This is a genomic window from Motilibacter aurantiacus, assembly GCF_011250645.1.
Taxonomy (GTDB): Bacteria; Actinomycetota; Actinomycetes; order Motilibacterales; family Motilibacteraceae; genus Motilibacter_A; species Motilibacter_A aurantiacus.
The window spans coordinates 31,632-55,623 of record NZ_JAANNO010000008.1 but is presented as its reverse complement, the minus strand read 5'-3'; the positions used below and the strand labels follow the sequence as shown (position 1 = coordinate 55,623).

The window sequence follows — 23,992 nt, the reverse complement described above, 5'->3', positions numbered from 1 at the left end:
CTGCCCGTGCGATGCAGCCGGTGCTGCCGAGGCAGGGCGGGCCCGTCGATCGTGGCGACCAGCGGGACGCCGGCATGCCGCCCGCAGGGACGGGACTTCGGGCCCTACGTCGCGCCTCCTGCCCTCAATAGCTTTCCCGGTGCCGGATGAAGCCCTACCGGGGGAGCCCCCTGTGTCGCAGCAGACGACCACCACTGTCCCACTGCCGGTCACCGTGGCCGTCGGCGAGCTCGTGACGAACGCGTTGAAGGCGCTCGACGACTACGGCTCCTTCACCCAGGAGCAGGTCGACCACATCGTCGCGAAGGCCTCCGTGGCCGCACTCGGCAAGCACACGGAGCTGGCCCTGCTGGCAGTCGAGGAGACGGGGCGCGGCGTGTTCGAGGACAAGGCGGTCAAGAACATCTTCGCGTGCGAGCACGTGACGCACAGCATCGCCGGTCTCCGGACCGTCGGCGTCGTCCGCCGCGACGAGATCGACGGCATCGTCGAGATCGCCGAGCCGGTCGGCGTCGTGGCGGGCGTCACGCCCGTCACCAACCCCACCTCCACCGTCATCTTCAAGTCCTTGATCGCGCTGAAGACTCGCAACCCCGTCGTCTTCGCGTTCCACCCCTCGGCGCAGCGCAGCAGCACCGCCGCCGCACTGGCGGTACGGGAAGCAGCCGTCGCCGCCGGGGCCCCGGAGAACTGCATCCAGTGGGTCGAGGAGCCGTCGCTGGAGGCGACCCACGCGCTGATGCGCCATCCGGGCGTCTCGGTGATCCTCGCGACCGGCGGGAACGCCATGGTCAAGGCCGCCTACTCCGCGGGCAAGCCGGCGCTCGGGGTCGGGGCGGGCAACGTCCCGGCCTACGTGGAGCGCACGGCGAAGCTGCGCCGCGCCGTCAACGACATCGTCCTGTCCAAGTGCTTCGACAACGGGATGGTGTGTGCGTCGGAGCAGGCCGTCATCCTCGACGCGGACATCTACGAGGCGGCGCTGCAGGAGTTCGCCCGGCTGCACGCGTACCGGGTCAGCCCCGAGGAGAAGCGGATGCTCGAGGAGCTCGTCTTCGGCACCACCGCACACAGCGCGAACTGTGGCGGCGCGCGGCTCAACGCCGACGTGGTGGGCCAGCCGGCAGCGAGGATCGCGCAGATGGCCGGCTTCGCGGTGCCGGCCGACACGTCGGTGCTGCTCGCCGAGGTCGACTCGGTCGGCCCGGACGAGCCGCTCACCCGGGAGAAGCTGTCCCCGGTGCTCGCAGTGCTGCGGGCCGAGGGCCGTGCCCACGGCCTGGACCTGGCCGCCGCCATGGTCGAGTTCGACGGCCTCGGGCACAGCGCGGTCATCCACACCGAGGACGCCGAGCTCGCGGAGGCCTTCGGCAGGCGGGTCAAGGCGGTGCGGGTCATCTGGAACTCGCCGGCGTCCCAGGGAGGGATCGGCGACATGTACAAGGCCTTCCTCCCGTCGCTGACCCTCGGCTGCGGCAGCTACGGCTCGAACTCGGTGTCGAACAACGTCTCGGCGGGGAACCTGCTCAACATCAAGCGGGTCGGCCGGCGCACCAACAACATGCAGTGGTTCAAGGTCCCGGCGCGCACCTACTTCGAGCCGCACGCCATCCGCTACCTCGCCGACATGCCAGACATCTCCCGGGTGACGATCGTGACCGACGCGACGATGACGCGGCTCGGCTTCGTGGACAGGCTGAACCGGGTGCTGCAGCGGCGGCGGGAGCCGGTCGCGCTGCAGATCATCGACAGCGTCGAGCCGGAGCCGAGCCTGGAGACGGTGCAGCGGGGCGCCACGCTCATGCGCGAGTTCGCACCCGACACGATCCTCGCGCTGGGCGGCGGCTCCCCCATGGACGCCGCGAAGGTCATGTGGCTGCTCTACGAGCACCCCGACGTCGCCTTCGGCGACATGCGGGAGAAGTTCTTCGACATCCGCAAGCGCGCCTTCACCTTCCCCCGCCTCGGCGAGCGGGCTCGCCTCGTGTGCATCCCGACGACGTCGGGAACAGGTGCAGAGGTCACGCCCTTCGCCGTCATCACGGACACCGCCACGGGCAAGAAGTACCCGCTCGCCGACTACGCCCTGACCCCGAGCGTCGCGATCGTCGACCCCGTGCTGACGGCCTCGATGCCGGCGGAGGTCACCGCCGACAGCGGGTTCGACGCCCTGACCCACGCCACCGAGGCGTACGTCTCCGTCTACGCCAGCGATTTCACCGACGGCCTCGCACTGCATGCGATCAAGCTGATCTTCGCCAACCTCGAGCGGGCTGTGCAGAACGGGGCGAACGACGCGGACGCGCGGGAGAAGATGCACAACGCTGGCACGATCGCCGGCATGGCGTTCGGCAACGCCTTCCTCGGGATCGTGCACGCGATGGCGCACACGCTGGGCGCGACGTTCCACATCGCGCACGGGCGCGCCAACGCCATCCTGCTGCCGCACGTCGTGCGCTACAACGGGACCGTGCCGGCCAAGCTCACGGGCTGGCCGAAGTACGAGGACTACCGGGCGCCACAGCGCTTCCAGGAGATCGCCCGGGCGCTCGGCCTGCCCGCGGCCACCCCCGAGGAGGGCGTCGAGTCGTACGCCCGGGCGATCGAGGAGCTGCGCGCGGCGGCGGGGATCGAGGCGTCGTTCCGCGAGGCCGGCGTCGACGAGCGCGAGTTCGTGGCAGCGCTGCCCCGTCAGGCGATGAACGCGTACGAGGACCAGTGCGCGCCGGCGAACCCGCGGATGCCGATGCTCGAGGACATGCGGGCGATCATGCGGGCGGCGTACGCGGGCTAGCACCGCGTGCCCGCCCGTACAGGCGGCGGGCCGCGCTGGCCTGGAAGGGACCTTCCTCCCTGGCGCGCGAACGCGGAACGCGCAACCCTCGACCCATGGTGACGAACGACGGGGACGACGGCGTGGAGACCCTGCAGGCGCACGAGTGCTGGGCGCTGCTGCGCGCGGCCGACGTGGGCCGGCTGGCGGTCTCGGTCGCCGGCGAGCCCGACATCTTCCCGGTCAACCACGTGGTCGACGGCGGGTCGGTCGTCTTCCGCACCGCGCAGGGGAGCAAGCTCGCCGCCGTGACGGTCGCGCCCGCCGTCGCGTACGAGGCCGACGGCTACGACGCAGGCCGGGGCGTGGCCTGGAGCGTGGTCGTCAAGGGCCGGGCGCAGGAGGTGCGCAGCCTCGAGGAGCTGGGCGCGACGTTCTCGCTGCCCCTGTTCCCCTGGCAGGCCGGGCCGAAGGAGCGTTTCGTGCGGATCGTGCCGACGACGGTCACGGGCCGGCGCTTCCGCCGGGCCACCGACGGCAGCTGGCCGCCGCCCGCGGCACGCGCGCGGGCGGCGGCGGAGTGAGTCAGTCCACCGAGTAGGCGGCGCGGTCGACCTTGCGGTGGTAGCGCTCGCCCAGCTTGCCGCCGAGGACCGCCGCGGCCAGGGTGACCAGGAGCACCGCGACCAGAGCGATGACACCACCGGTGGTGGCGGTGCCCTCGTCGACCGGGATGCGCGGGAGGTTCAGCTGCGAGAGCACGTTGTACTTCGCGCCGAACGCCACTCCGGCCAGCGCCAGCGCGACGACGACGACGAGCCCGATCACCCAGACGGCGACGCCCTGACGGGCACCGTCAAACCGCGACATGCGGCCCGCAACGTAGCCGCCGGCGAAGTAGGCGATCGCGAACAGGACGAGCACGGCGATGCCGCCGCCGATCCCGATGGTGCCGGCGTTGCTGGAGGCGACGTCCCCGGCCTCGTCAGCTCCCGGGAGCCCCTTGGTCAGCCCGACGGCTACGCCCGCGGCCGAGAGCAGGGCGATGAGCAGTACGGCGAGGCCGTTGGCCGAGAGCCAGCCGAAGAAGGCGGGCACCCAGTTGATGCCGCCGAACCGCTCGTGCTGGACCTCGAGCCGGTCGCGGGCGTGGCCCGGAAGGCCCTTGTCGACAGCGTAGGAGCCGCCGGTGGAGCCTTCGGTGGTGGTGACGCGGGGGACGTCGCGCTCGGTGCGGTGCTGCTGGGCCATGGGTCCTCCTGAGGGCAGGCACGTGCGCCGTGGAGGGCGCCTTGTCGGCTGCGGACGAAATCACGCAGCGCCTACCTTGTGCCTTGCGGGGCGGCTGCCAAACCGCAACGAACTCGGACCTTCTGCATGACGCGACCGTGTGGAGGGATGTCACCGGGGGCACCGCCGGAGCCTCGGCGGGCCGGGGTCAGCCCACGGCGGGCTGCGCCCCACGCGCCTCGCACCCCACGACGTGGTCGTCCACGACGCCGACCGCCTGCAGGTACGCGTAGACGATCGTGCTCCCGACGAAGCGGAAGCCACGCTTCTTGAGGTCCTTGCTCAGCCGGTCCGAGAGCTCCGTGCGAGCCGGTACGTCACCGAGGCCGGGCGGCGCGTTGACGACCGGCCTGCCGTCCACCCAGTTCCAGAGGTACGCGGCGAAGCTGCCGTGGGATTCCCCAACCGCCAGGAAGGCCGCCGCGTTGCCGGGCAACGACGCGACCTTCAGCCGGTTCCGGACGATGCCCGGGTCGGCCAGCAGCTCCTGCTGCTTGTCCGCGTCGTACGCCGCGATCCGCTCGGGGTCGAACCCGTCGAGCACCTGGCGGTAGCGCTCGCGCTTGGCGAGGATCGTCGACCACGACAGGCCCGCCTGCGCGCCCTCCAGGACGAGGAGCTCGAAGAGGTAGCGGTCGTCGTGCGAGGGCACGCCCCACTCGGTGTCGTGGTACTCGCGCATGAGGCCCGAGCTCTCGGCCCATGCGCAGCGGCGTGGCATGGCCGCAGCCTAGTGACCTGCCTCAGCGGCGGCGGGCCACCACGGCCGTCGCGCCGGACTCGTCGTCGGACTCGACGCCCGCCCCCAGCCCGACCGCGCCGAGCTGCGCCGCGACGGCCTGCGCCTGGTGCGCGGCCACCTCCACCAGCACGTGGCCGTCGGCAGCCAGCCAGGGGCCCACCTCGGCGGCCAGCGCGCGCATCACGTCCAGCCCGTCCACGCCGCCGTCCAGTGCGGCACGGGGCTCGTGGTCACGTGCCTCGGCCGGCATCAGCGCGATCTCGGCGCTCGGCACGTACGGCGGGACCGCGACGACGGCGGAGACCTGCCCCCGCAGGGACGTCGGCAGCGGGCCCAGCAACGAGCCCTGCAGGACGGTGCCACCGACGACGTCGAGGTTGCGCCGCGCGCAGCGGACGGCTGCGGGGTCGTTGTCGACGGCGTACACCCGAAGGCCGGGCACCGCAGCCGCCAGCGCGAGGCCGAGCGCCCCCGACCCGCAGCACACGTCGACCACGACGTCGCCGGGCGCGAGCCGGCGGGCGGCGAGCGCGACCAGCAGCGAGCTGCGCCGCCGCGGCACGAACACGCCCGGCTCCACGCGCACCCGCAGGCCGCGGAACTCGGCCCAGCCGAGGATCTGCTCCAGCGGCCGGCCTGCGGCGCGCTGCTCGACCATCCGCTCGAGCGCGGCGACGTCGTCCGCGGCGGCGAGGAGCAATCCCGCCTCGTCCTCCGCGAACACGCATCCGGCCTCCCGCAGCCGACGGGCCAGGGCGGCGGGCGGGGTCAGGGTCACCGCCCCGCGCCCGGCAGCTCCTGCCTCCAGACCCGCCGCCCTGCGTCGGTGAAGCCGAGGTGGGAGTAGAACGCCGGCAGGCCGTGACGACGGGCACCCTCGTCGTCGACGTGGAGGTACGCCGACCCCGCCCCGTTGCGGGCCCCCCAGGCCAGTGCGTCCTCCACGAGCGCCCGCCCGGCACCGGTCCCGCGCGCTGCGGGTTGCAGGTAGAGGTCGCCCAGCTCGACGTACCTGCCCTGCTCGAGGCCGAACAGGAGCCACGTCATCGCGAAGCCGACCGGGTGGCCCGCCTCGTCCAGGGCGAGCACGGTGTGGACGGTCGGGTCGACGACCAGCACCTCGGCGTTACGCCGGAGCTCCTCGGCCGACGTGCCGAAGCCCTCCTCCGCGTAGAAGCGGGCGGCGAGCTCCGCGAGCTCGGGGACGTCTGCCGGTAGCGCCTCGCGCAGGGTTGCTGCCATGGTGGGCAGCCTGCCCTACCGACCGCTACCGCCGCCGTGCCGCGCTCTCGGTGATGTCCCGCGCGATCTCACGCAGCTTGCGGTTGGTCCGCTGCGAGGCCTCGATGAGCAGCGCGAAGGCGTCGTCCGCGCTGACGTGCCGCGTGGCCATGACGACCCCCTTCGCCTGCTCGATCACCGCACGGGACGACATGGCCTGCGCCATCTGCGCGGCCTCGGCCCGGGCGTTCGCGTAGGACTTCGCGTTGGCGACGGCCACGGCGGCGTACCGGGCGACCTCCTCGCCGAGGAGCGCCACCTGCGGGTCGTCGAAGGAGTGGGCCTTCGTCGAGTAGATGTTGATGGCGCCGATCACGGTGGCCTGCAGGGGGAGCGGGACCGACAGCGAGCTGCCCACGCCGCGCTCCGCGGCTGCGGGGGTGTACGCCGGCCAGCGCTGCTCCGCGGTCATGTCCGAGATCAGCAGCGTCAGGCCGCCCCGGCCGGCGTCCATGCAGGGGCCGTAGCCGTTCTCGTACTGCAGCTCGTCCGCGTCGAGCGAGAGCTGGCCCGTGTGGGCGGCCGTGTAGGCCCGGTCCCCTTCGACGAGCGTCATCGAGACGTCCTCGGCGGGTGGGATCGCGTCGCGCGCCAGCGCCGTCACCCGTCCCAGCACGTCCGCGAGCGGCTCGTCGGCGAGCACGATCGTCGCGAGCTCGTGCAGCACCTCGTACGTCGACGCCACGTCGCCTCCCTCCCGGTCCCCCGCGGAGGTTCCCCCGGACGCGCGGGCGACACCTGCCGGTCAGCCCGGGCCGCCCGAGGGGACGGAGTACGGCTCGAGGGCCGGGCACGTCCCGCCCGGCTCGGTGAGCGGCTCGAAGTGCCAGGGCTCGTTGGCGTAGCGCCGGCAGAGCCCGTACGCCGCCCCGCGCTCCTCCAGCCAGGCCATGCCCTCCGCCGGCCCCACGTCGACCGCCTGCCCGCGCACGTGGGCGGAGTCGTCCGGCGGCAGGACCCACCGGCTGGCCGCCTCCCGCGACCCGTACTGCGCGACCGCCCGGTCGAACAGCCGCCGCTGGTGACGTGCGCTGCGCCAGCCGGAGGTCAGCAGCCATCAGGGACTCCGAAGCATGAGGAAGCGAATTGCGGAATCGCGGTGCAGTAGTGCACGGAGGGCGCGCCCGGCGCACCGTGGTGCGGCGGGACGCGAAGAGGCAGGTGCTCGAGCGACGCGCCGGACGGGGCGGGCGTCAGCGACAGATCGTGCTGCAGGTGCGCAGCAGGTCCACGTGCGCTCGGGTGACCCGGTCATATCCCCCGTCCCCGACCACAGCAGTAGGGATTGTAGGAGGGAAGCGTTTCGGCTCGGCGGCTCCGGCGCGTCCCTCTTCCGGACCGCCAGCCCCACCTGGGGGCCGCTGCAGGGGCCCGGAGGTAGGCCTCAGGGGCCCGAAGCGGCACGGGGCGTCGAGCGGCGGCCGCGTCGTCGACGTGGTCCCGGGCGGTCCGGGCCCGACGCCCGGCGTCGCCGGCCGCGCGGTCGACACGACCGCCGCGGACCGGCTGTGGAGCCGGCGAGGCGCCGGGCCCGACCGGTCAGGCCACCCCGTCCCGCGCCAGGTAGGCCCACGCGCTGTCGCCGGAGCGCAGGGTCACCGCGGCGCGCACGTAGTCGGCCGCCTCGTACGCGTCGGCGGCGGCGAGCTCCTCCGCCGTGAGCTCCAGCACGCTGCCGACGACCTCGTCGGCCGGGCCGGTGCTGGGCAGCAGGACGGGGTGCTCGGCCGACCCGCTGGTGCGGACGACCTCGGGGTTGGTGATGCGCAGCAGCCCGGTCCGGAAGCCCGGCAGCACCGCCGGGGCCGTCGCGAGCTCGCGGCCGAAGGTCGCCCGCTGCACGGCCGGGTCCTGCAGGGTGCCGTAGGAGAAGAGCCGCTCGGTCATGCCGGCCATCCTGCCGGGCCGCGAGCCCCCCGGGCGCCCGCAGGGCAGTAGCCCGTAGGCCCGTCCGCAGGGCACAATTGGGGGCCGGGCCGCGGGTCCTCGCCCCGGCCCGACCAGGCCCGAGGAGTTGTGTGGCGAACCGTCCCACCGGCGGCGACGACGAGCGGCAGGCTCCTCCCGGCGGTGAGCCACGGCCCGCGGCCGGCGCGGCCCTGCCGGCCGTCACGGCGAGCTCCTCCCTGGACCGGCTGGCGGCGCTGGCGGCGTCCCTGCTGCGCGCGGCCAGCGCGCACGTGTCGGTGGTCTCCGACCGGCAGGTCATCCGGGGCGGCGTCGGGCTCCCGGCGGGCATCTCGACCGGCAGCGAGGTCCCGCTCGCCGAAGCGGTGTGCGCGCTCACCGTGGAGGCCGACGAGGCGCTCGTGGTCACGGACGCCCGCGCCGACAAGCGCGTCGCCGCGCTGCCCGCCGTGCGCGAGGGGGTGGTCGGCGCCTACCTCGGCGTGCCCGTGCGCGCCACCGACGGGCGGGCCATCGGGGCGCTGTGCGTGTTCGAGCCCGAGCCCCGGCACTGGTCGGCGTCGGACGTGCGCCTGCTCGCGCAGCTGGCCGACTCGGCCCGGACCGAGCTCGAGCTCGCCGCGCTCACCGAGGAGTACGAGGCGACGCGGGTCATGTCCGAGCTCGCCATCGACGCGGCGGGCATCGGCACGTTCGACTGGGACCTCACCACCGGCGTGCTCACCTGGGACGACCGGCTGATCGAGCTGTTCGGCTACGACCGGGAGACCTTCGACCGCTCGATCGAGGGGTTCAACGCCCGGCTCCATCCCGAGGACCTCCCGCGCGTCACCCACGCGCTGGAGACCGCGATCGCCACCGGCGGGAGCTACGAGGCGGAGTACCGCATCCTGCTGCCCGACCACGAGACCCGCTGGGTCGCCGCCCGCGGCCGGGCGCTGCAGGACGAGCGCGGCCGGACCGTGCGCGTGCTCGGGGCGGCGTACGACACGACGAGCCTGCAGGAGGGCGAGGCGCGCGTCCGCCGGGTCCTCGAGGCCATGACGGCCGCGTTCTTCTCCCTCGACCGGGACTGGCGGTTCACCTACGTCAACTCCCAGGCCGAGACCCTGCTCGGGCGCCCGCGCGAGGAGCTGCTCGGCGGGAACGTGTGGGAGCTGTTCCCGGCCGCGCTCGGCTCCGACTTCGAGACGCACTACCGCGGCGCCATGGAGAGCGGGCAGCTCACGAGCTTCGAGGCGTACTACCCCGCGCCGCTGGACGCCTGGTACGAGGTGCGGGCGTGGCCCGGCCCGGACGGGCTCGCGGTCTACTTCCACGACGTGACCGAGCGGCGGACCGCCGCCGAGCAGGCCCGCGACACCGGCCGGCGGCTCCAGCTCCTCGCCGAGGTGACGGCGGCGCTCGCCGAGACGCTCGACGCCGACGAGGCGGTCACCCGGCTCACCCAGCTCGTCGTGCCCGCCCTCGGCGACTGGTGCATCGTGACCCTGGCCGACGACGACGAGCGGGCCGGCACCTGGCAGGGCCTGCAGGACGTCGGCTCCTGGCACGCCGACCCCGAGCTGCGTGCGGTGGTGGCGCGCTACGCCCAGACCCGGCTCACCGCGCTCACGGACCGCTCGTTCCTGGCCCAGGCCCTGCGGACCGGACGGGCCGTGAGCGTCCCGTCCGACGCGGCGGCCAAGCTGCGCGCCGTCCTCGAGCCCGGCGAGGCCCGCGACCTCGTCGACGTCCTGCGCCCGGAGTCGGCCGTGGTGCTGCCGCTGCGCGGGCGCGGCCGCACGGTCGGGCTGCTGACCCTGTGCAACGGCGTCGAGCGGAGCCCGCTGCGCGCGTCGGACATCGAGACGGCCAAGGACGTCGCCTCCCGGGCCGGCCTCGCGCTGGACAACGCGCGGCTCTACCGCCAGCAGCGCGACCTGGCCGAGGGCCTGCAGGTCTCGATGTTCACCGACCCGCCCGAGCCGGACCACGTGCAGGTGGTCGTGCGCTACTCGCCCGCCACCGAGGCCGCGCAGGTCGGCGGCGACTGGTACGACTCGTTCCTGCAGCCGGACGGCGCGACCGTGCTCGTCATCGGCGACGTCATCGGCCACGACGTGGCCGCCGCGGCCGCCATGGGCCAGGTACGCACCCTGCTGCGCGGCATCGCGGCGGACTCCGGCGCGGGGCCGGCGGAGGTGCTGCGCCGGGTGGACCGGGTGATGCAGACGCTGCAGGTCGGCACCACGGCGACCGCGGTCGTCGCCCGCCTCGAGCAGACGCCCGACGAGCGCTTCCGCGGCGTCACCCACCTGCGCTGGTCCAACGCCGGGCACCCGCCGCCCATGGTCATCGCGGCGGACGGCTCCGTCACGACCCTGAGCGGGGCCCAGGCGGACCTGCTGCTCGGGATCGCGCCGGACATCGAGCGCGAGGAGTCCGACGTGCTGCTGGGCCGCCGGGCGACCGTCCTGCTCTACACCGACGGGCTGGTCGAGCGGCGCGGGCAGAGCCTGGACGACGGGCTCTCCCTGCTCCGCGACACCCTCGCCGAGCTGGCCACGGAGTCACCGACGCTCGACGAGCTCTGCGACCGGGTGCTCGCCCGCATGCTGCCCGAGCGCCCGGAGGACGACGTGGCGCTGGTCGCGGTGCGGCTGCACCCGCAGGACCGGCCGCGGCCGGTGGAGGCGGGGCCGAACCGGCTGCCGCCGAACGTCGCGCCGGAGCCGGGGCTGGAGGCCGAGGCCGGCCCTCCCGTGCGCGACGCCTGACGGTCAGCGCCGGGCGGGCGCGTGCAGGGCCGCCCCGGAGCGCACGGCGTCCACCGCGTCGACGAACTCGCGCAGCCGGTCGGCGGCGGCGCGGACCGAGTCGCCCGGCCCGCTGCCCAGCTCCAGCAGGACCCCGCCGCCGGGCTCCGGGCGCACGCGCAGGCCGTCGTGGGCGGCCGGCCGGGTCAGCCCGGCCGCGAGCAGCTCGAGCGGTGCCTGCCAGTGCCGCTGCCCGAGCGTGGGATGGGCCGGTGTGGGGCGCAGCGTGAGGTCGGCGCGGTCGGGGTCCTGCGCCCGCCAGCCGAGCTGCAGCTCGAGCCGCCAGCCGCGCGCCGTGCGGCCGAGGCCGGCGACGGAGAGCGTGCGCCGGACGGCCGTGCCGACGACGGCGCCGTCGCCGAGGGAGGGGGCCGTCAGGTCGATGGCCGGCGCCCGCTGGTCGCCGCCGGGCAGCGCGGCCCACACCACCTTCCCGCCGTCGCGGTGGGGGTAGGCCCCGACGTGGGCGGCGGTGCCGCGCACGATGCAGAGCCCGTAGCGGGCGCCACGGGGCTCCCGGTGGCCGTCCTCGGCCGAGCAGTCCCACCAGGAGGGGCGGAAGGCCGGGTCCCGATCGTGCACGGCGACGACCAGCCACTCGCCGCGCCGGCTCACGTGCAGCTCGACGAAGGTGCGGGCGTGGACGACGGCGTTGGCCACGAGCTCGTCCGCGACCAGCCCGGCGGCGTCGGCGGGCTCCGGCAGTCCCCAGGCCCGGCAGGCCCGGCAGGCGAAGGCCCGTGCCCGATGGGGCAGGAACGCGTTCGGCTCCGCGGCGAGCACCGCGGGCGCGCTACCGGCGCGGGGGACGTACGCCGTCGGTGCCCCGACCGGGTCGAGCGCCACGATCGGGGCGGCGAGGACCTGCGCCACCCGGAACCCCCCGTTCGCCGACCCGGAGCGCGGACGTGTCTCGCCCGCCGGTCCAGGGGTACCCGCGACGGGCGGGCGTCACGCCGCCAGTCGGTCGAGCACCGTCTCGGCCACCTCGGGAGCGTCCCCGATCGGGGCGCTCACCAGGTCGGCGCCCGCCTCCCGCATCCGGCCGGCGAAGAACCCGGCGGCGAGCAGGTACGTCACGACCGCCACCCGGCGCGCGCCCTCCGAGCGCAGCCGGGCGACCGCCTCCGCGGGCGTCGGGCGCTGCGCGGACGCGTACGCCGGGACGACCGGGCCGCCGGTGAGCTCTGCCGTCCAGGCCACCGCGCGAGCCGTCGCGGCCGCGGAGCGGGGCGAGGATGAGCCGGCCGCCCCGAGCACGACCGCGTCCCCGGGCCGCCAGCCGGCTTCCTGCAGGCGCCGGCACGCCGCGACGACGAGCCGGCGGTCCGGCCCGACGGGCGGGGTGCACAGCGTCGGGGCCGGGGCTGCCGCCGCGACCGCGGGCAGGTCGACGTCGACGTGGTACCCCGGGGCGAGCAGCAGCGGGACGACGACCGCCGGCGCGGCCAGCTCGTCGAGCGTGTCGGCGACGGAGGGGCCGACCACGTCGAGGAACGCGACCCGCACCTCGCGCTGCGGCAGCCGGGCCGCCACGCGGGCCGCGATCGCGTGCACCGTGCGCAGGCCGTCGGCGTTCTCCGTGCCGTGGGCGGCGAGCACGACCGGCGCGCCGGCGGGGACGGGAACGCCGGCGCAGGTGTCGAGCAGGGCAGCGGTCATCGTCGTCAGCCCGCGGGCACCGCGACGAAGACCACCCCGGCGTGCACCCGGCTGGGGTACGTCGGCAGCGCCGCGCCCGCATCGTCGAGGCAGCGCCCGGTGGTCAGGTCGAAGACCTGCTTGTACATCGGGGAGGCCACCGTGGGGACCGCGCCGCGGCTGCCGACGATGCCGCGCGAGATGACGTTGGCGCCGCTGAACGGGTCGCGGTTCCCCACCGCGTGCACGCTCCCGTCCGCGAGCCGGAAGACGGCCACCTGCCCGGCGCCGGGGACCAGGGCGGCCACTCCCCGCTCGCGCAGCAGCTGGGCGTACGGGCACACGGCGTGCCACTGGGCAGCCGGTGCGGCGGTGTCGTGGGCCTCGAGCTGTGCGGTCACTGCCGTACCTCCAGTCGGGGGCCGCCGATGAGGACCCGCTCCTCCGGCCGCGCGGGCCGGGGCTGGTCGCGCTCGACGACGAAGACGATGTCGCGGTCCGGCTCCCCGGGCGCGTTGACGAACGAGGCGAACCGGCGCAGCGTCTCCGGGTCGTCCAGTGCGGCCCGCCACTCGTCGGCGTAGCCCTCGACGTGCGCGGCCATGGCGGCGTCGAGCTCGTCGCAGATGCCCAGCGAGTCCTCGACGACGACCGACCGCAGGTGGTCGATTCCGCCGTCGAGCGACTCCACCCACGCTGCCGTGCGCTGCAGCCGGTCGGCGGTGCGCACGTAGTACATCAGGAAGCGGTCGACGTACCTGATCAGCTCGTCGGTGGTCAGGTCCGCGAGGAGCAGCTCGGCGTGGCGCGGTGTGAAGCCGCCGTTGCCGGCGACGTAGAGGTTCCAGCCCTTCTCCGTCGCGATGATCCCCACGTCCTTGCTCCGCGCCTCCGCGCACTCGCGGGCGCAGCCGGAGACCCCGGCCTTGATCTTGTGCGGAGCGCGCAGCCCGCGGTAGCGCAGCTCCAGGTCGATCGCAAGGCGCACCGAGTCCTGCACGCCGTACCGGCACCACGTCGAGCCGACGCACGACTTCACCGTGCGCAGCGACTTGCCGTAGGCGTGCCCGGACTCGAAGCCGGCGTCCACGAGCCTGCGCCAGATCGCCGGCAGCTGCTCGACGCGGGCGCCGAAGAGGTCGATCCGCTGGCCTCCCGTGATCTTCGTGTAGAGCCCGAAGTCGCGGGCGACCTCGCCGATGACGATCAGCTTGTCCGGGGTGACCTCCCCACCGGGGATCCGCGGGACGACCGAGTACGTGCCGTCCTTCTGGATGTTGGCGAGGAAGTGGTCGTTGGTGTCCTGCAGCGCGGCCTGCTCGCCGGCCAGGATGTGCCCGTTGCCGAGCGAGGCGAGGATCGAGGCGACAACGGGCTTGCAGACGTCGCAGCCGCGGCCGGTCCCGTGCTCGCGGACGAGCTGGGAGAAGGTGCGGATCTGCCGCACACGCACGATGTCGAACAGGTCGGCCCGCGACAGCTCCGCGAAGTGCTCGCACAGCCCGCGGCTCTGCTGGACGCCCGCGTCCGCGAGCATCTTCTTCAGCAGCGGCACGCAGCTCCCGCACCCGGTACCGGCGCGCGTACAGGACTTCAGCGAAGGCACATCGGCGCATCCGCCTTCGCAGATCGCCTCCTGCACGGCACCCGCCGTGACGCCGGCGCAGGAGCAGACGATGGCGCTGCCTGTCGGGCCGGCGAGCTCGGCGCCGCCGGTGAGCAGCTCCTCGGGCGTCGCGGGCAGCGGCCCGCCCACCAGCCCGCGCAGGGACGGGTACGCCGTGGCGTCGCCGACGAGGACGCCTCCGAGCAGGGTCTGCGCGTCGTCGCTGAGCACGAGCTTCTTGTACGTCCCTGCGACCTGGTCGGCGTGCACGACCTCGAGCGCGCCCTCGGTCACGCCGTGCGCGTCACCGAAGCTGGCGACGTCCACGCCGAGCAGCTTGAGCTTCGTGGACAGGTCCGCCCCGGGGAACCGGGCGTCACCGCCGAGCAGCCGGTCGGCGACGGCCTCGGCCATGGCGTACCCGGGGGCGACCAGGCCGTAGACACCGCCGTCCACGCAGGCGCACTCCCCGATCGCGAACACCGCCGGGTCCTCGGTCCGGCAGCCCGCGTCGACCACCACCCCGCCGCGCGGTCCCACCGGGAGGCCGCACCCGCGGGCGAGCTCGTCGCGGGCGCGCACCCCGGCGGCGAAGACGACCAGGTCGGTGTCGATGCCTCCGCCGCCGGCGAACTCCATGCGGGCGATGGTCCCGTCCGGCCCGGCACCCAGGGCCGCGGTCGCGGTGCCGGTGTGGACCGTGATGCCGAGCTGCTCGATGTGCCGGCGCAGGACGGCGCCGCCGCCCTCGTCGACCTGGACGGCCATGAGGCGCGGCGCGAACTCCACGACATGGGTCTCGAGCCCCAGCCCGAGCAGCGCGTTGGCGGCCTCCAGCCCGAGCAGCCCACCGCCGACCACGGCGCCGACCCGGCGGCCCGCGGCGTGCGCCTTCATGGCCTCGAGGTCGGCGATCGTGCGGTAGACGAACGCCCCCGGCAGGTCCCGGCCCTCGACGGGGGGCACGAAGGCGTACGACCCGGTGGCGAGCACCAGCGCGTCGTAGCCGAGCGTGTCGCCGCGCGTGGTCGTGACCGTGCGGGCGGCGCGGTCGACGGCGGTCGCCGCCTCGCCGACGCGCAGGTCGAGCAGGGGGTCGCCGTCGTAGAAGCCCTGGGGGACCAGGCAGAGCTCGGCCTCGCTCGCCCCGGTGAACCACGAGGAGAGGGCGACCCGGTCGTACGCGGGCCGTGGCTCCTCGCAGAGCACGGTCACGCGCCAGCGGCCGGCCTCGTCACGGGCGCGCAGCGACTCGACGAGCCGCTGGCCGACCATGCCGTTGCCGACGACGACGAGGTGGGCGGGGCCCTGCGGGGGGACCGTCGAACTGGACATGCACAGGAGGGTGTGCGCAGGCGTTTGCGCAGCCGTTCCCGTCGTGTTTCACCGGTGCAACGTGGTCCTCATTCGGCCCGCGGCCGAGGGGTGAGGCCCCGCACGGCCGGCGGCTGCCCGCGGGGGCCCGGGAGCCCGGGAGCCCGGTGCGGGCGCCGGGCTCCCGGGCTCCGGCGGGGCGTGCCGGGCGGGCCGTCAGCGAGCGGGGACCGGCTGCAGGCCCGGGTTGCCCGCCTCCACCACGAAGGACGCCCGGGTGGTGATCGGCGAGCCCTGCGTGCGGACCGCCTGGACCACGCGGTAGTCCGCCCGCAGCTGGCCGTGCTCGATCCGGGTGCGGACGTAGCCGCGCTGGGCGTTGGCGAAGCGGATGTGCGGGTTCTCGGCCAGTGCGGTCCGGTTGCCCGCGCTGAGGTCCGAGCCGTTCCCCCCGGACGTGATGGAGGTCGTCACCAGCTCGACGCCGAGCGTGCGCGACGACGGGTCCTCCCAGTCGGCCTTGATGTCGCTGGCGTAGTTGGCGTGCACGTCGCCGGTCAGCACCACCGGGTTCGCCGCCCCGGCTGCGCCGAAGCCGCGCATGATGCGCTCGCGGGACGCGACGTACCCGTCCCAGGAGTCCATGCTGAAGGACTCCACCGCGCCCGCCGTCTGGTCGCGCAGCGAGAAGAAGACCTGCTGGCCGAGCAGGTCCCACGTGGTCGTGGTGCGGTGCAGGCCGTCGAGCAGCCACCGCTCCTGCTTTTCCCCCGTGATCGAGCGGTCGGGGTCGAAGGCGGCCGTGCAGCCGGCGCGGTTGCCGTCGCCGCACGCCTGGTCGCTGCGGAACTGGCGGGTGTCGAGCATGTGGAAGGTCGCGAGGTCGCCCCACCCGAGCCGGCGGAACAGCTGCATGTCCGACCCGTCGGGCGTGGACGAGCGGCGGAACGGCATGTTCTCGTAGTACGCCTGGTAGGCCGCGGCGCGCCGCTGCACGAAGGCCGGCCCCGGCGGGTCGACGTCGGGGATCTCGTCGGCGTAGTTGTTCTCGACCTCGTGGTCGTCGGGCACGGCGACCCAGGGGGCGGCCGCGTGCGCTGCCTGCAGGTCAGGGTCGCTCTTGTACTGCGCGTAGCGCGCGCGGTAGTCGGCCAGCGTGAAGATCTCCCGCCCGCCGCTGTGCGGCCGGAAGCCGGCGCCCGCGCCCTCGTAGATGTAGTCCCCGAGGTGCAGGACGATGTCCGCGTCCTCGTCGGCGAGGTGGCGGTAGGCGGTGAAGTAGCCGTCGGAGTAGTTCGAGCACGAGGCGAAGGCCATCGTCAGCGCTGTGACGGTCGAGCCTGCGGCCGGCGCGGTGCGCGTCCGGCCGACGGGCGAGATGTGCTCGTCGATGCGGAAGCGGTAGAAGTACTCGTGGGCCGAGGGCAGCCCCGTCAGCTCGACGTGGATGGCGTAGCCCGCGTCGCGCCGCGCGTGCTTGGTGCCGAAGCGCACGACGCGGGTGAAGCGCTCGTCCTCGGCCACCTGGAACTCGACGTCGTACTTCGCGGCCGTCAGCCCCCCGAGGCCGTCCAGGGCCAGCGGGTCGACCGCGAGCCGGGTCCAGAGCACCACGCCGTCCGGGTACGGGTCGCCGGACGCGACGCCGAGGAGGAACGGGTACGCGACGCGCCCGGGCCGCGGCCGGGGCACGGCACGCGCGCTGCCGGGGACCAGCAGGCCGCTCGCGGCGACGCCGGCGCCGGCGGCCGCACCGCCCAGGAGAAGGCTCCGACGGGAGAGGGAAGTGTTCGTCACGACGCGGCAGCCAAGCGGCGGGGGCCGACGCCGCGGTGGCCGGCAGCTGACCGGCAGGCGACGGGTCGGGGACGGGCTGGTGCGGCCCTAGGGCGTCACCACGAGCGAGAGTGGCGCTACTCGCAGCTGCCCACGACGCCCGGACACCCCTGCGGATGTCCGGGCGTCGTGCGTCCGGGGGGCCGGCCACGCGACGCGATCACTGCCGCTCGTCCCGACCGCCACGCCGACGGCGCTTGGTCGTTACCCCGGGGCGTACGCGCTCGTGCCGCCGGCCGCGCGTGCGCCTGTCTCATAGATGCCGCCGCTCCGTATCTCTCGTGCAGTCTGGGGCGACGTCGTCAGTCCGGCGGGTGACCCGGACGACGCGGCGGCTTGGCGCAACGTGCGGTACGGGTCTGCGGCGATGGCCGTGGCAGGCAGGACACTTGCGTGCTCGAGGAAAGCCCACCTGCTGGCTGAGCGCTCAGAGCGCGCTCTCCCGAGCGGGCGGGCGCCATGGAGCTGGCGCCTGCCGCTCGGCGAGGACTGCTATCCGAAGATGATGTCGTCGTCCAGGATGAGCCCCGACGGCCGCCCGGGGTGTTGCCAGACAGCGCCGCTGATCGTGGTCACCACCAGGTCGACGGTCTCGGGGAGCTCGTGTGTGTTGTCACCGACGATGGGGACGTCCACGCGCTTGGTCGTCTGTCCTGGCACGAAGGTCAGCGTGCCGGCAACCGGGAGGTAGTCCCCGCCCTCGACCGCGGTGCTTCCACCCCAGGTGTAGTACGTCACCGAGACGGGCACCTTGCTCGGCTGGTTCAGGGTGAACGAGAACGGCATCACCTTCCCCTCACCGGGGTCGCCCTCCACGACGTCAGGAGCGGTGATGGTGAGCTTCGGCGTGACGTCATCGTCCTTGATGCTCACGTAGCTCAACGACCCCCAGGGCTCGGCGCCTCCTCCGCTGACACCCGTGAGCAGCACCCGGAAGCGCTCGGACGGCTCGGTCTTGAGGTCTCCACGCACCGACAGCGAGATCGGCTTGGTGGTCTCGCCAGGGGCGAAGACGACCGAGCCCGACGCTGCCTGGTAGTCCTGGCCCGCTGTCGCCTGGCCGGCTTCGATGTCGTCGCTGGTCGCCCAGCGCACGGTGATCGGGACGGTCGCGGCCTGCGTGAGCTTCACGTACGCCGTCGCCGGCGTACTGCCGGAGTCGCCCTCCGTCACAGGGGCGTCGCCCCAGATCGATGCGTAGATGGGCGTCTGGGCGTAGGACAGCAGGAACTTGCCTGTGCTTGCGGCGTACCCGTCGACCGCGACGTAGTAGCGGGTCCCGGCGTAGGCGGGGAACGAGACGGCGGGGTCGCGGTTGCCGGTATCGCGGTCGTCGTTCGCCGCCGTCGGCACGAGCCCGTCCAGCGTGGAGCCCGTGTAGACGGCGAGCACGCCGTCCGCGAAGTGGGTCAGGCGGTCGGCGCGCACCGTCACCTGCCCCGAGTACGAGGGGGTGAACGAGTACCACGCCGTGTGCCCTCCGCCCACGCCGGCGTGCTGCGGCTCGGCCGGCTCGGCGGTCGCGTCGTACGTGAACTGCGTCAGCGTCGTGGCGACCATGGTGGGAGTGGGCAGGGACGCCGCAGTGGCGAAGTTGTCGTTCGACTGCCACGCGAGGGAGTACGCCCCCTGGGCCGAGCTCGCGCCGGAGAGCGCGATCGAGTAGGTCGTCCCCTTGACTACGGTGAAGGACACGAGGCTCGACTTCGACGGCTGTCCTGAGAAGGTCGCATCGTCATCGGAGGCCACCTGCTTCAGCGCGGTCAGGGTGCCGCCGGTGTAGACGTCGAGTGCACTGTCCCAGGCGGTGGTGGTCACCAGGGTGACGCGGCCGGTGGTGGGCGCGGTGTAGCGGAACCACACCGAAGCCCCTGGCGCTGTGCCGACGTGTATGGGCTCGCCGACTTGAAGGCCCGCGCCCGTCGAGTCGCCGTTCCAGTGGCTGCTGAACACGTCGGACGCCGGCAGGACCGTCGCGTTGGCGAACTGGTCGTTAGCGGGCGGGACGACGGCGGAGGCGGGCGCGGCATGACCAACGGCGGTCGCGGCGGACGCACCGAGCAGCGCGAGCACGAGGGCGCGCCGGCGGATGAGCGAGGTGTGCATGAGAACTCCGTTCCGAGGCGGTGTGCCGCCTGTCGGCGGCAAGCCCAAGCCTCGCCGCGGGCGGCCCGCGGCACCTGAGCAGCGATTGCTCACCTTGGCCGGGCAGGATGCCCATAGAGGTTGCGGGGCGTCGCCGAGCGGACCGGCCGCGCCAGCCGGCTGAAGCCGAGGTCGCCGGAGAACCGCAAAGGCCCGAAGTTCTCGCCAGATGAACCCTTGGCTGCTGGTCCCGTCTCTCCTACCGTGACGAGGAGGGAACATGAGGCGCTCGCACGAAGAGCTGGCACGCCGATCTGCGCAGCGATCGGAGAGTCAGAGCCGCATCGCAAGCCGTCCGACTCCCGGCGAGCTGCCGACAGCACGCGTGATCCTCCTCCTCTACGGGGTGATTGCGCTGGCCGTGCTGCCCTACGTGGTTGGCGTGCTTGCCCCCTACTACGCGCACGATCTGGACGAGCTTCCGTACTCGGAGCTGACGAGCGGACGACACGACCCGAAGTGGCTGACCGGCACCAGTGACATCAGCCGGCTCGCCGGCTACGTGTCGCTACCGCTGATGCCCCTGACGGCGCTCGGAGTCCTCGCGCTGGTCCTGCATCTCGCGGTGCGCGAGGACGGCGCCCGCCGTCGTCTGAGCCGGTCACCGGGCAAGACCGCCACGCTCGGCGCTCTCGTCCTCATGTGTCTCACGATCTGCGCCTACCAGTTCACCGCGATGGAGAATGCACTCTCGACCTGGATCCTCGACTAGGCAACGCGAGGGTCGTCGCCTCTCCTTCTCGGCGAGCAACCAGCATGAACGGCGACAGCCTCGTGCCTGATGCGCGGACCGGCGGTGGCGACGATGGCGGAGATGCGCCAGGGGCAGAGGGTGATGCGGGCTGGGGCTCGCCAGCGAACCTTCGGGGGTGCGCGATGCCGTGCTCGACGAAGGCGCGCTCAGCGTTGCGGGAGGAGTTCCACCCGTGAGTGGCGCGATCGAGGACCTGTCCTCTCCGAGGTCGCGGAACGGGCACTAGAACACCGGCGCCGGCGCCGATGTAGCCCTTGTCGGTCAGCACGGGCAGGCGCTGCACCGCGCTCGGGGAAGCGCGGGTAGGACGTGGCGGCGTGCTGCGGTGAGGCCGTGGGTGGCTCCAGGTTCGACCGGTGAGACCCGCGATGGGCGGCCGCCGGGGTCGCAGACGATCTGGACGTCGCCGTCGTGGCGTTTGTGCGCCGAGTACCAGCGGTCCAACCCCGTTCCGCTGGACGCGGTCGGTAGGAATCAGGGTGCCGTCGAGCAGGAGGTGCTCGTGGCCGGCATCGAGAGCGTGCTCGACGACGTCGCCAGCTCCGGTGCCTGACCGGCGGCCACATCGAGGGCCTCGTGCAGGCAGCGGTAGGCGGTGGAGAGGCTGATGGAGTTGTCGATGGCCAGGTCGGCGATCGCGACGCGTTGGCGCGCACGAACTGCAGCAGGAGCACCGCTCGCGTTGGATGACGTCCGCGATGCGGTTCGTCACCGGCTCACGCGACCGCCGGCCCGCCCTCTGCGGTGATGGCGGGCCACAACGTGGCAACGACGCGTTCGGCGAAGTCGGCTGGCACTTCCCGACCGTACCGATTGAAGTCGGCGAAGTAGCTGCCGAAACACAGACTCACGATCATGTCGACGTCCACGTCCTCGTGGACGGCGCCCCTCCGTTGGAGCTCGGTGAGCACCTCGGCGAGCTCCTGGCACCGCGGCTGGTTGCCCTGCTCCCTCATCTGCGCATGCAGGCTTGGCTCGCGCTCCGCTTCGGCCATGAAGTTGCCGTGCAGAGTCATCGCGCGAGGGTTGTGGAAGCGCGGGTCGATTCGACGGACCGCCTCGACCACCGCTTCTCGTGGGGTGAGGTCATCGAGGTCCATGGGGGGGTACGCCTCGCGTTGCTTGCGCAGCCCGTGTTGCAGGGCTTCGACGACCAGCTCGTACTTGTTCGGCCAGCGCCGGTACAGCGTCGGTCGTGTCACGCCGGCATCGGCGACGATGTCGCCGATCGTCATCGACGAGTAGCCCTTCGTCGCGAGCAGCATCCGCGTCGATTCAATGATCGCCTCCTCGATGGCCGGGTCGCGTGGGCGGCCGCCGGTGCTCGTCGGCGTCTGTGCTTCGCTGCGCTTGCCGGACATCCTCGTCCCCTCGTGGTCCACACCCGTTGCGTTACAGGCCTTGACTGTAACGCGGGAGCATCGCTAGGGTCCTCCGCGTCCACTTCCGTTACAGGTAGTAGCTGTAACGAGGGCTGCGTACATCTCCTCCGACCGAAGGACCCCCATGACAGCGCCCCCCGATGGGCCCGTGACCCTCCCCTGCTACGCGAAGGCCGAAACCGGCCGGGAAGGCGACCTCGAGGCGTTCATCACGGCCGCCGTCACGCCGTCCCGCAACGACGCCGGCAACATCGACTACGAGGCCCACGAGATGGCAGGCCAGCCTGGCGCGTTCGTGATCTCCGAGGGCTGGGAGCGCCGCGCTCTCCTGGAGGCACACCCCGGTGCACCGCGGATGGCGGCGCTCGTGCCGGAGATGCGTGAGCTGGTCGACGGGTTCATCCAGGACGGCGTCCGCTTGCTGAATCCCTTTCGCCCCACGGCCTGAACCGAAGAGCCACGAGAACCCGGAGAAAGGCTAGAAGACGAATGACGACAACTCTCATCACCGGCGGAAACCGCGGACTCGGCTACGAGGTCGCCCGTCGCCTGATCGAAGCGGGCCAGGCCGTCTGGATCGGGGCCCGTGACGCGGCCGGCGGCCAGGAAGCGGCCGACCGCCTCGGCGCCCACTTCGTGCCGCTGGACGTGACGGACGACGGGTCCGTCGAGGCCGCCGTGGCCAGGGTACGAGCACAGGTGGGGCACTTGGACATCCTCATCAACAACGCGGGCATCCTCGGTGAGGTGGCAGCTCCCGAAGACATGACTGCGGATCAGCTGCGCGAGGTGTACGCGACCAACGTGTTCGGGCTCGTTCGAGTCACACGTGCCTTCCTTCCGCTGCTCCGGAAGGGGACCGACCCCTCGGTGGTCAACGTCACCAGCGGCATGGGGTCGTTCACGCTGACACACGACCCGGCCCGGGTGGAGTCGCAGTACACGCTCGCGGCGTACGGCTCTTCCAAGAGCGCAGTCACCATGCTCACGACGCAGTACGCGAAGACGATTCCGGACGTCCGATTCAACGCGGTCGACCCCGGACAGACGGCGACGGACTTCACCGGTCACGTCGGGCAGACCGTCGCAGAAGGGGCCGAGGCGGCGGTGCGCATCGCCACTCTCGGACCGGCGACACCGACCGGAACCGTGACCGACCGGGTCGGCGTCCTGCCGTGGTGAGCGGACGGCTCCGGCGTCGAGGCGATGCTGGAACCCAGCGCGCCGCGACGCTGGAGCTGTTCTACGACCTTGTGTTCGTCTTCGCGGTCACTCAGGTCTCGCATCTCCTCCTGGGCCACCTCACCTGGGCGGGAGCTGGCCAGGCAGCGATCGTCCTGCTCGCAGTGTGGTGGTCGTGGAACTACACGACGTGGGCCACTAACGAGCTCAACCCGGAGACCGATCCCGTCCGCCTCCTGCTGATCGCACTCATGCTCGGAAGCCTGCTGATGGCGATCGCTGTCCCGCAGGCCTTCGGCGAGCGCGGCCTCCTCTTCGCCGTCGCCTACCTCGCGATTCAGGTCGGCCGCCACGCCTTCCTCACGTTCGTGGCTGCCGACCGCGGCAGCGTCGAACGCGAGCAGGCCGGACGCATTCTCGTCTGGTTCCTGCTGGCCGGCGTGTTCTGGATCGCCGGCGGACTGGTCGAGGGCGGCCCGAGAGCAGGGCTGTGGTTGCTTGCGCTCGCCCTCGACTACACCGCTCCACGCATTCTCTTTCCGCTTCCCGGCCGACCGCGGCTGGCGGCGGGCTCTTGGCGAATCGCCACCGAGCACTTCACCGAGCGATTCGGGCTCGTCGTGATCGCTGCCATCGGCGAGACGATCATCCTGACTGGGGCGACGACTACCGGACGTGACCTGGACGCAGGAACCGTGGCGGCCTTCATCAGCGCGTTCGTCGGATCGGCAGCACTCTGGTGGCTGTACTTCACCTCCACACGAGAACTCAGTCAGCGATCCCTCGACGGTGAGGCGGGTCGTACTGGTCGTGCGCGGGACATCTACACGTATGGCCACGTCGCGATCGTCGCCGGGATCATCCTGGTGGCCGTTGGTGACGAACTCGTGATCGCGCACCCGCTGGACCCCCTGGGGAGGGCACAGCTGATCGTTGTCATCGCCGGACCGGTCCTCTTCCTTCTTGCGCAGCTCGCCCTGCACCTGCGTGCCACTCGTCATTTGGGATGCACCCGGTTGGTGGCGATCCCCGCGTGTGCGGCGCTAGGTCTGCTTGGCGGCTCTCTTCCCGCACTGCTGGTTGAGGCAGCGCTCGTCACGGTGCTCATCGCCGTGGCGCTGCGCGACCAGGTCGACCGAGGCACGACGCACGAGGTGAGCGGCGACAAGCAGGATCCAGGACGCGATGCCCGCCGGATCGCGCATGATGGGCAGGCGCTCGTCGACACCAGGAGCTTCGTCGCTCCGCTGTCAGCGAGATAAGACAATGAGCCTTTGCCAGTAGTTGATGATCGTTACTGACAATGGCTCACTGACTTCACGACGGCATGCAGCGACCCG

The 23,992-nt window shown here is 72.9% G+C and carries 22 protein-coding genes; 8 read left to right on the top strand and 14 right to left on the bottom strand.

Features of this window, described 5'->3' with window-relative positions:
• Nucleotides 1–172: 172 nt before the first annotated feature.
• Nucleotides 173–2,794: a bifunctional acetaldehyde-CoA/alcohol dehydrogenase gene (adhE, locus tag G9H72_RS14670; RefSeq protein ID WP_331272321.1), complete on the top strand. Its 2,622-nt coding sequence runs from the start codon at nucleotides 173–175 to the stop codon at nucleotides 2,792–2,794.
• 95 nt (nucleotides 2,795–2,889) lie between these two features.
• Nucleotides 2,890–3,357, top strand: a complete 468-nt coding sequence (locus tag G9H72_RS14665; RefSeq protein ID WP_196791238.1) for a pyridoxamine 5'-phosphate oxidase family protein — start codon at nucleotides 2,890–2,892, stop codon at nucleotides 3,355–3,357.
• Between the two features lies 1 nt (nucleotide 3,358).
• Here the strand turns inward: G9H72_RS14665 and G9H72_RS14660 are convergent, their stop codons facing one another.
• The 7 genes from G9H72_RS14660 to G9H72_RS14630 form a co-directional block, all read right to left on the bottom strand.
• Nucleotides 3,359–4,024, bottom strand: a complete 666-nt coding sequence (locus G9H72_RS14660) for a hypothetical protein (protein WP_231127056.1) — start codon at nucleotides 4,022–4,024, stop codon at nucleotides 3,359–3,361.
• 187 nt (nucleotides 4,025–4,211) lie between these two features.
• Complete coding sequence (locus tag G9H72_RS14655; RefSeq protein ID WP_166172369.1) at nucleotides 4,212–4,784, bottom strand: DNA-3-methyladenine glycosylase I; 573 nt, start codon at nucleotides 4,782–4,784, stop codon at nucleotides 4,212–4,214.
• 22 nt (nucleotides 4,785–4,806) lie between these two features.
• Nucleotides 4,807–5,583: a putative protein N(5)-glutamine methyltransferase gene (locus tag G9H72_RS14650; protein WP_166172367.1), complete on the bottom strand. Its 777-nt coding sequence runs from the start codon at nucleotides 5,581–5,583 to the stop codon at nucleotides 4,807–4,809.
• Nucleotides 5,580–6,047 carry a GNAT family N-acetyltransferase gene (locus tag G9H72_RS14645; protein ID WP_166172365.1) on the bottom strand — a complete coding sequence of 156 codons (468 nt, stop codon included), beginning with the start codon at nucleotides 6,045–6,047 and terminating at the stop codon, nucleotides 5,580–5,582. Before G9H72_RS14645 ends, G9H72_RS14650 begins: the two co-directional genes overlap by 4 nt.
• Nucleotides 6,048–6,072: 25 nt before the next feature.
• The gene (locus G9H72_RS14640; RefSeq protein ID WP_166172363.1) at nucleotides 6,073–6,771 is read right to left on the bottom strand and encodes an ANTAR domain-containing protein; all 699 of its coding nucleotides are present in this window, start codon (nucleotides 6,769–6,771) and stop codon (nucleotides 6,073–6,075) included.
• Nucleotides 6,772–6,831: 60 nt separating this feature from the next.
• On the bottom strand, nucleotides 6,832–7,137 hold the full coding sequence (locus tag G9H72_RS14635; RefSeq protein ID WP_269205274.1) for a D-alanyl-D-alanine carboxypeptidase family protein: 306 nt from the start codon (nucleotides 7,135–7,137) through the stop codon (nucleotides 6,832–6,834).
• A gap of 488 nt (nucleotides 7,138–7,625) precedes the next feature.
• On the bottom strand, nucleotides 7,626–7,982 hold the full coding sequence (locus G9H72_RS14630) for a gamma-glutamylcyclotransferase family protein (protein ID WP_166172361.1): 357 nt from the start codon (nucleotides 7,980–7,982) through the stop codon (nucleotides 7,626–7,628).
• Between the two features lie 122 nt (nucleotides 7,983–8,104).
• Between G9H72_RS14630 and G9H72_RS14625 the strand changes: the two genes are divergently transcribed.
• A complete protein-coding gene (locus G9H72_RS14625) occupies nucleotides 8,105–10,753 on the top strand; it encodes a SpoIIE family protein phosphatase (RefSeq protein WP_166172359.1) in 2,649 nt (882 codons plus the stop codon).
• Between the two features lie 3 nt (nucleotides 10,754–10,756).
• Here G9H72_RS14625 and G9H72_RS14620 read toward each other — a convergent pair whose 3' ends face one another.
• From G9H72_RS14620 to G9H72_RS14595, 6 genes are all read right to left on the bottom strand, one after another.
• Nucleotides 10,757–11,665 carry an ATP-binding protein gene (locus G9H72_RS14620; protein WP_166172357.1) on the bottom strand — a complete coding sequence of 303 codons (909 nt, stop codon included), beginning with the start codon at nucleotides 11,663–11,665 and terminating at the stop codon, nucleotides 10,757–10,759.
• Between the two features lie 78 nt (nucleotides 11,666–11,743).
• Nucleotides 11,744–12,454, bottom strand: a complete 711-nt coding sequence (locus G9H72_RS14615) for a sirohydrochlorin chelatase (protein ID WP_166172355.1) — start codon at nucleotides 12,452–12,454, stop codon at nucleotides 11,744–11,746.
• Between the two features lie 5 nt (nucleotides 12,455–12,459).
• Nucleotides 12,460–12,834 carry a nitrite reductase small subunit NirD gene (gene nirD, locus G9H72_RS14610; RefSeq protein WP_166172353.1) on the bottom strand — a complete coding sequence of 125 codons (375 nt, stop codon included), beginning with the start codon at nucleotides 12,832–12,834 and terminating at the stop codon, nucleotides 12,460–12,462.
• Nucleotides 12,831–15,374 (bottom strand): nitrite reductase large subunit NirB, encoded by a 2,544-nt coding sequence (gene nirB, locus G9H72_RS14605; protein WP_166172351.1) that lies wholly within the window; start codon nucleotides 15,372–15,374, stop codon nucleotides 12,831–12,833. Before nirB ends, nirD begins: the two co-directional genes overlap by 4 nt.
• Nucleotides 15,375–15,569: 195 nt before the next feature.
• Nucleotides 15,570–17,150 carry an alkaline phosphatase D family protein gene (locus G9H72_RS14600; protein WP_331272320.1) on the bottom strand — a complete coding sequence of 527 codons (1,581 nt, stop codon included), beginning with the start codon at nucleotides 17,148–17,150 and terminating at the stop codon, nucleotides 15,570–15,572.
• A 531-nt stretch (nucleotides 17,151–17,681) separates the two neighbouring features.
• The gene (locus tag G9H72_RS14595; protein WP_166172349.1) at nucleotides 17,682–19,295 is read right to left on the bottom strand and encodes a Calx-beta domain-containing protein; all 1,614 of its coding nucleotides are present in this window, start codon (nucleotides 19,293–19,295) and stop codon (nucleotides 17,682–17,684) included.
• Nucleotides 19,296–19,554: 259 nt separating this feature from the next.
• On the opposite strand from G9H72_RS14595, the gene G9H72_RS14590 reads away from it, so the two are divergent.
• Complete coding sequence (locus G9H72_RS14590; RefSeq protein WP_166172347.1) at nucleotides 19,555–20,046, top strand: hypothetical protein; 492 nt, start codon at nucleotides 19,555–19,557, stop codon at nucleotides 20,044–20,046.
• Between the two features lie 460 nt (nucleotides 20,047–20,506).
• Entirely contained in the window at nucleotides 20,507–20,641 is a 135-nt protein-coding gene (locus G9H72_RS22470; RefSeq protein ID WP_269205270.1) for a hypothetical protein, read from the top strand.
• A gap of 163 nt (nucleotides 20,642–20,804) precedes the next feature.
• On the opposite strand, the gene G9H72_RS14585 is transcribed toward G9H72_RS22470, so the two are convergent.
• Complete coding sequence (locus G9H72_RS14585) at nucleotides 20,805–21,449, bottom strand: TetR/AcrR family transcriptional regulator (RefSeq protein ID WP_166172345.1); 645 nt, start codon at nucleotides 21,447–21,449, stop codon at nucleotides 20,805–20,807.
• A gap of 169 nt (nucleotides 21,450–21,618) precedes the next feature.
• Here G9H72_RS14585 and G9H72_RS14580 point away from each other — a divergent pair, with 169 nt between their 5' ends.
• Genes G9H72_RS14580 through G9H72_RS14570 form a run of 3 tightly spaced genes read left to right on the top strand, consistent with a single transcriptional unit; the run spans nucleotide 21,619 to nucleotide 23,914 of the window.
• Nucleotides 21,619–21,918, top strand: a complete 300-nt coding sequence (locus G9H72_RS14580; protein WP_331272319.1) for a putative quinol monooxygenase — start codon at nucleotides 21,619–21,621, stop codon at nucleotides 21,916–21,918.
• A gap of 41 nt (nucleotides 21,919–21,959) precedes the next feature.
• Entirely contained in the window at nucleotides 21,960–22,652 is a 693-nt protein-coding gene (locus tag G9H72_RS14575; protein WP_166172340.1) for an SDR family NAD(P)-dependent oxidoreductase, read from the top strand.
• Nucleotides 22,649–23,914, top strand: a complete 1,266-nt coding sequence (locus G9H72_RS14570; protein WP_166172338.1) for a low temperature requirement protein A — start codon at nucleotides 22,649–22,651, stop codon at nucleotides 23,912–23,914. Before G9H72_RS14575 ends, G9H72_RS14570 begins: the two co-directional genes overlap by 4 nt.
• Nucleotides 23,915–23,992: the final 78 nt, after the last annotated feature.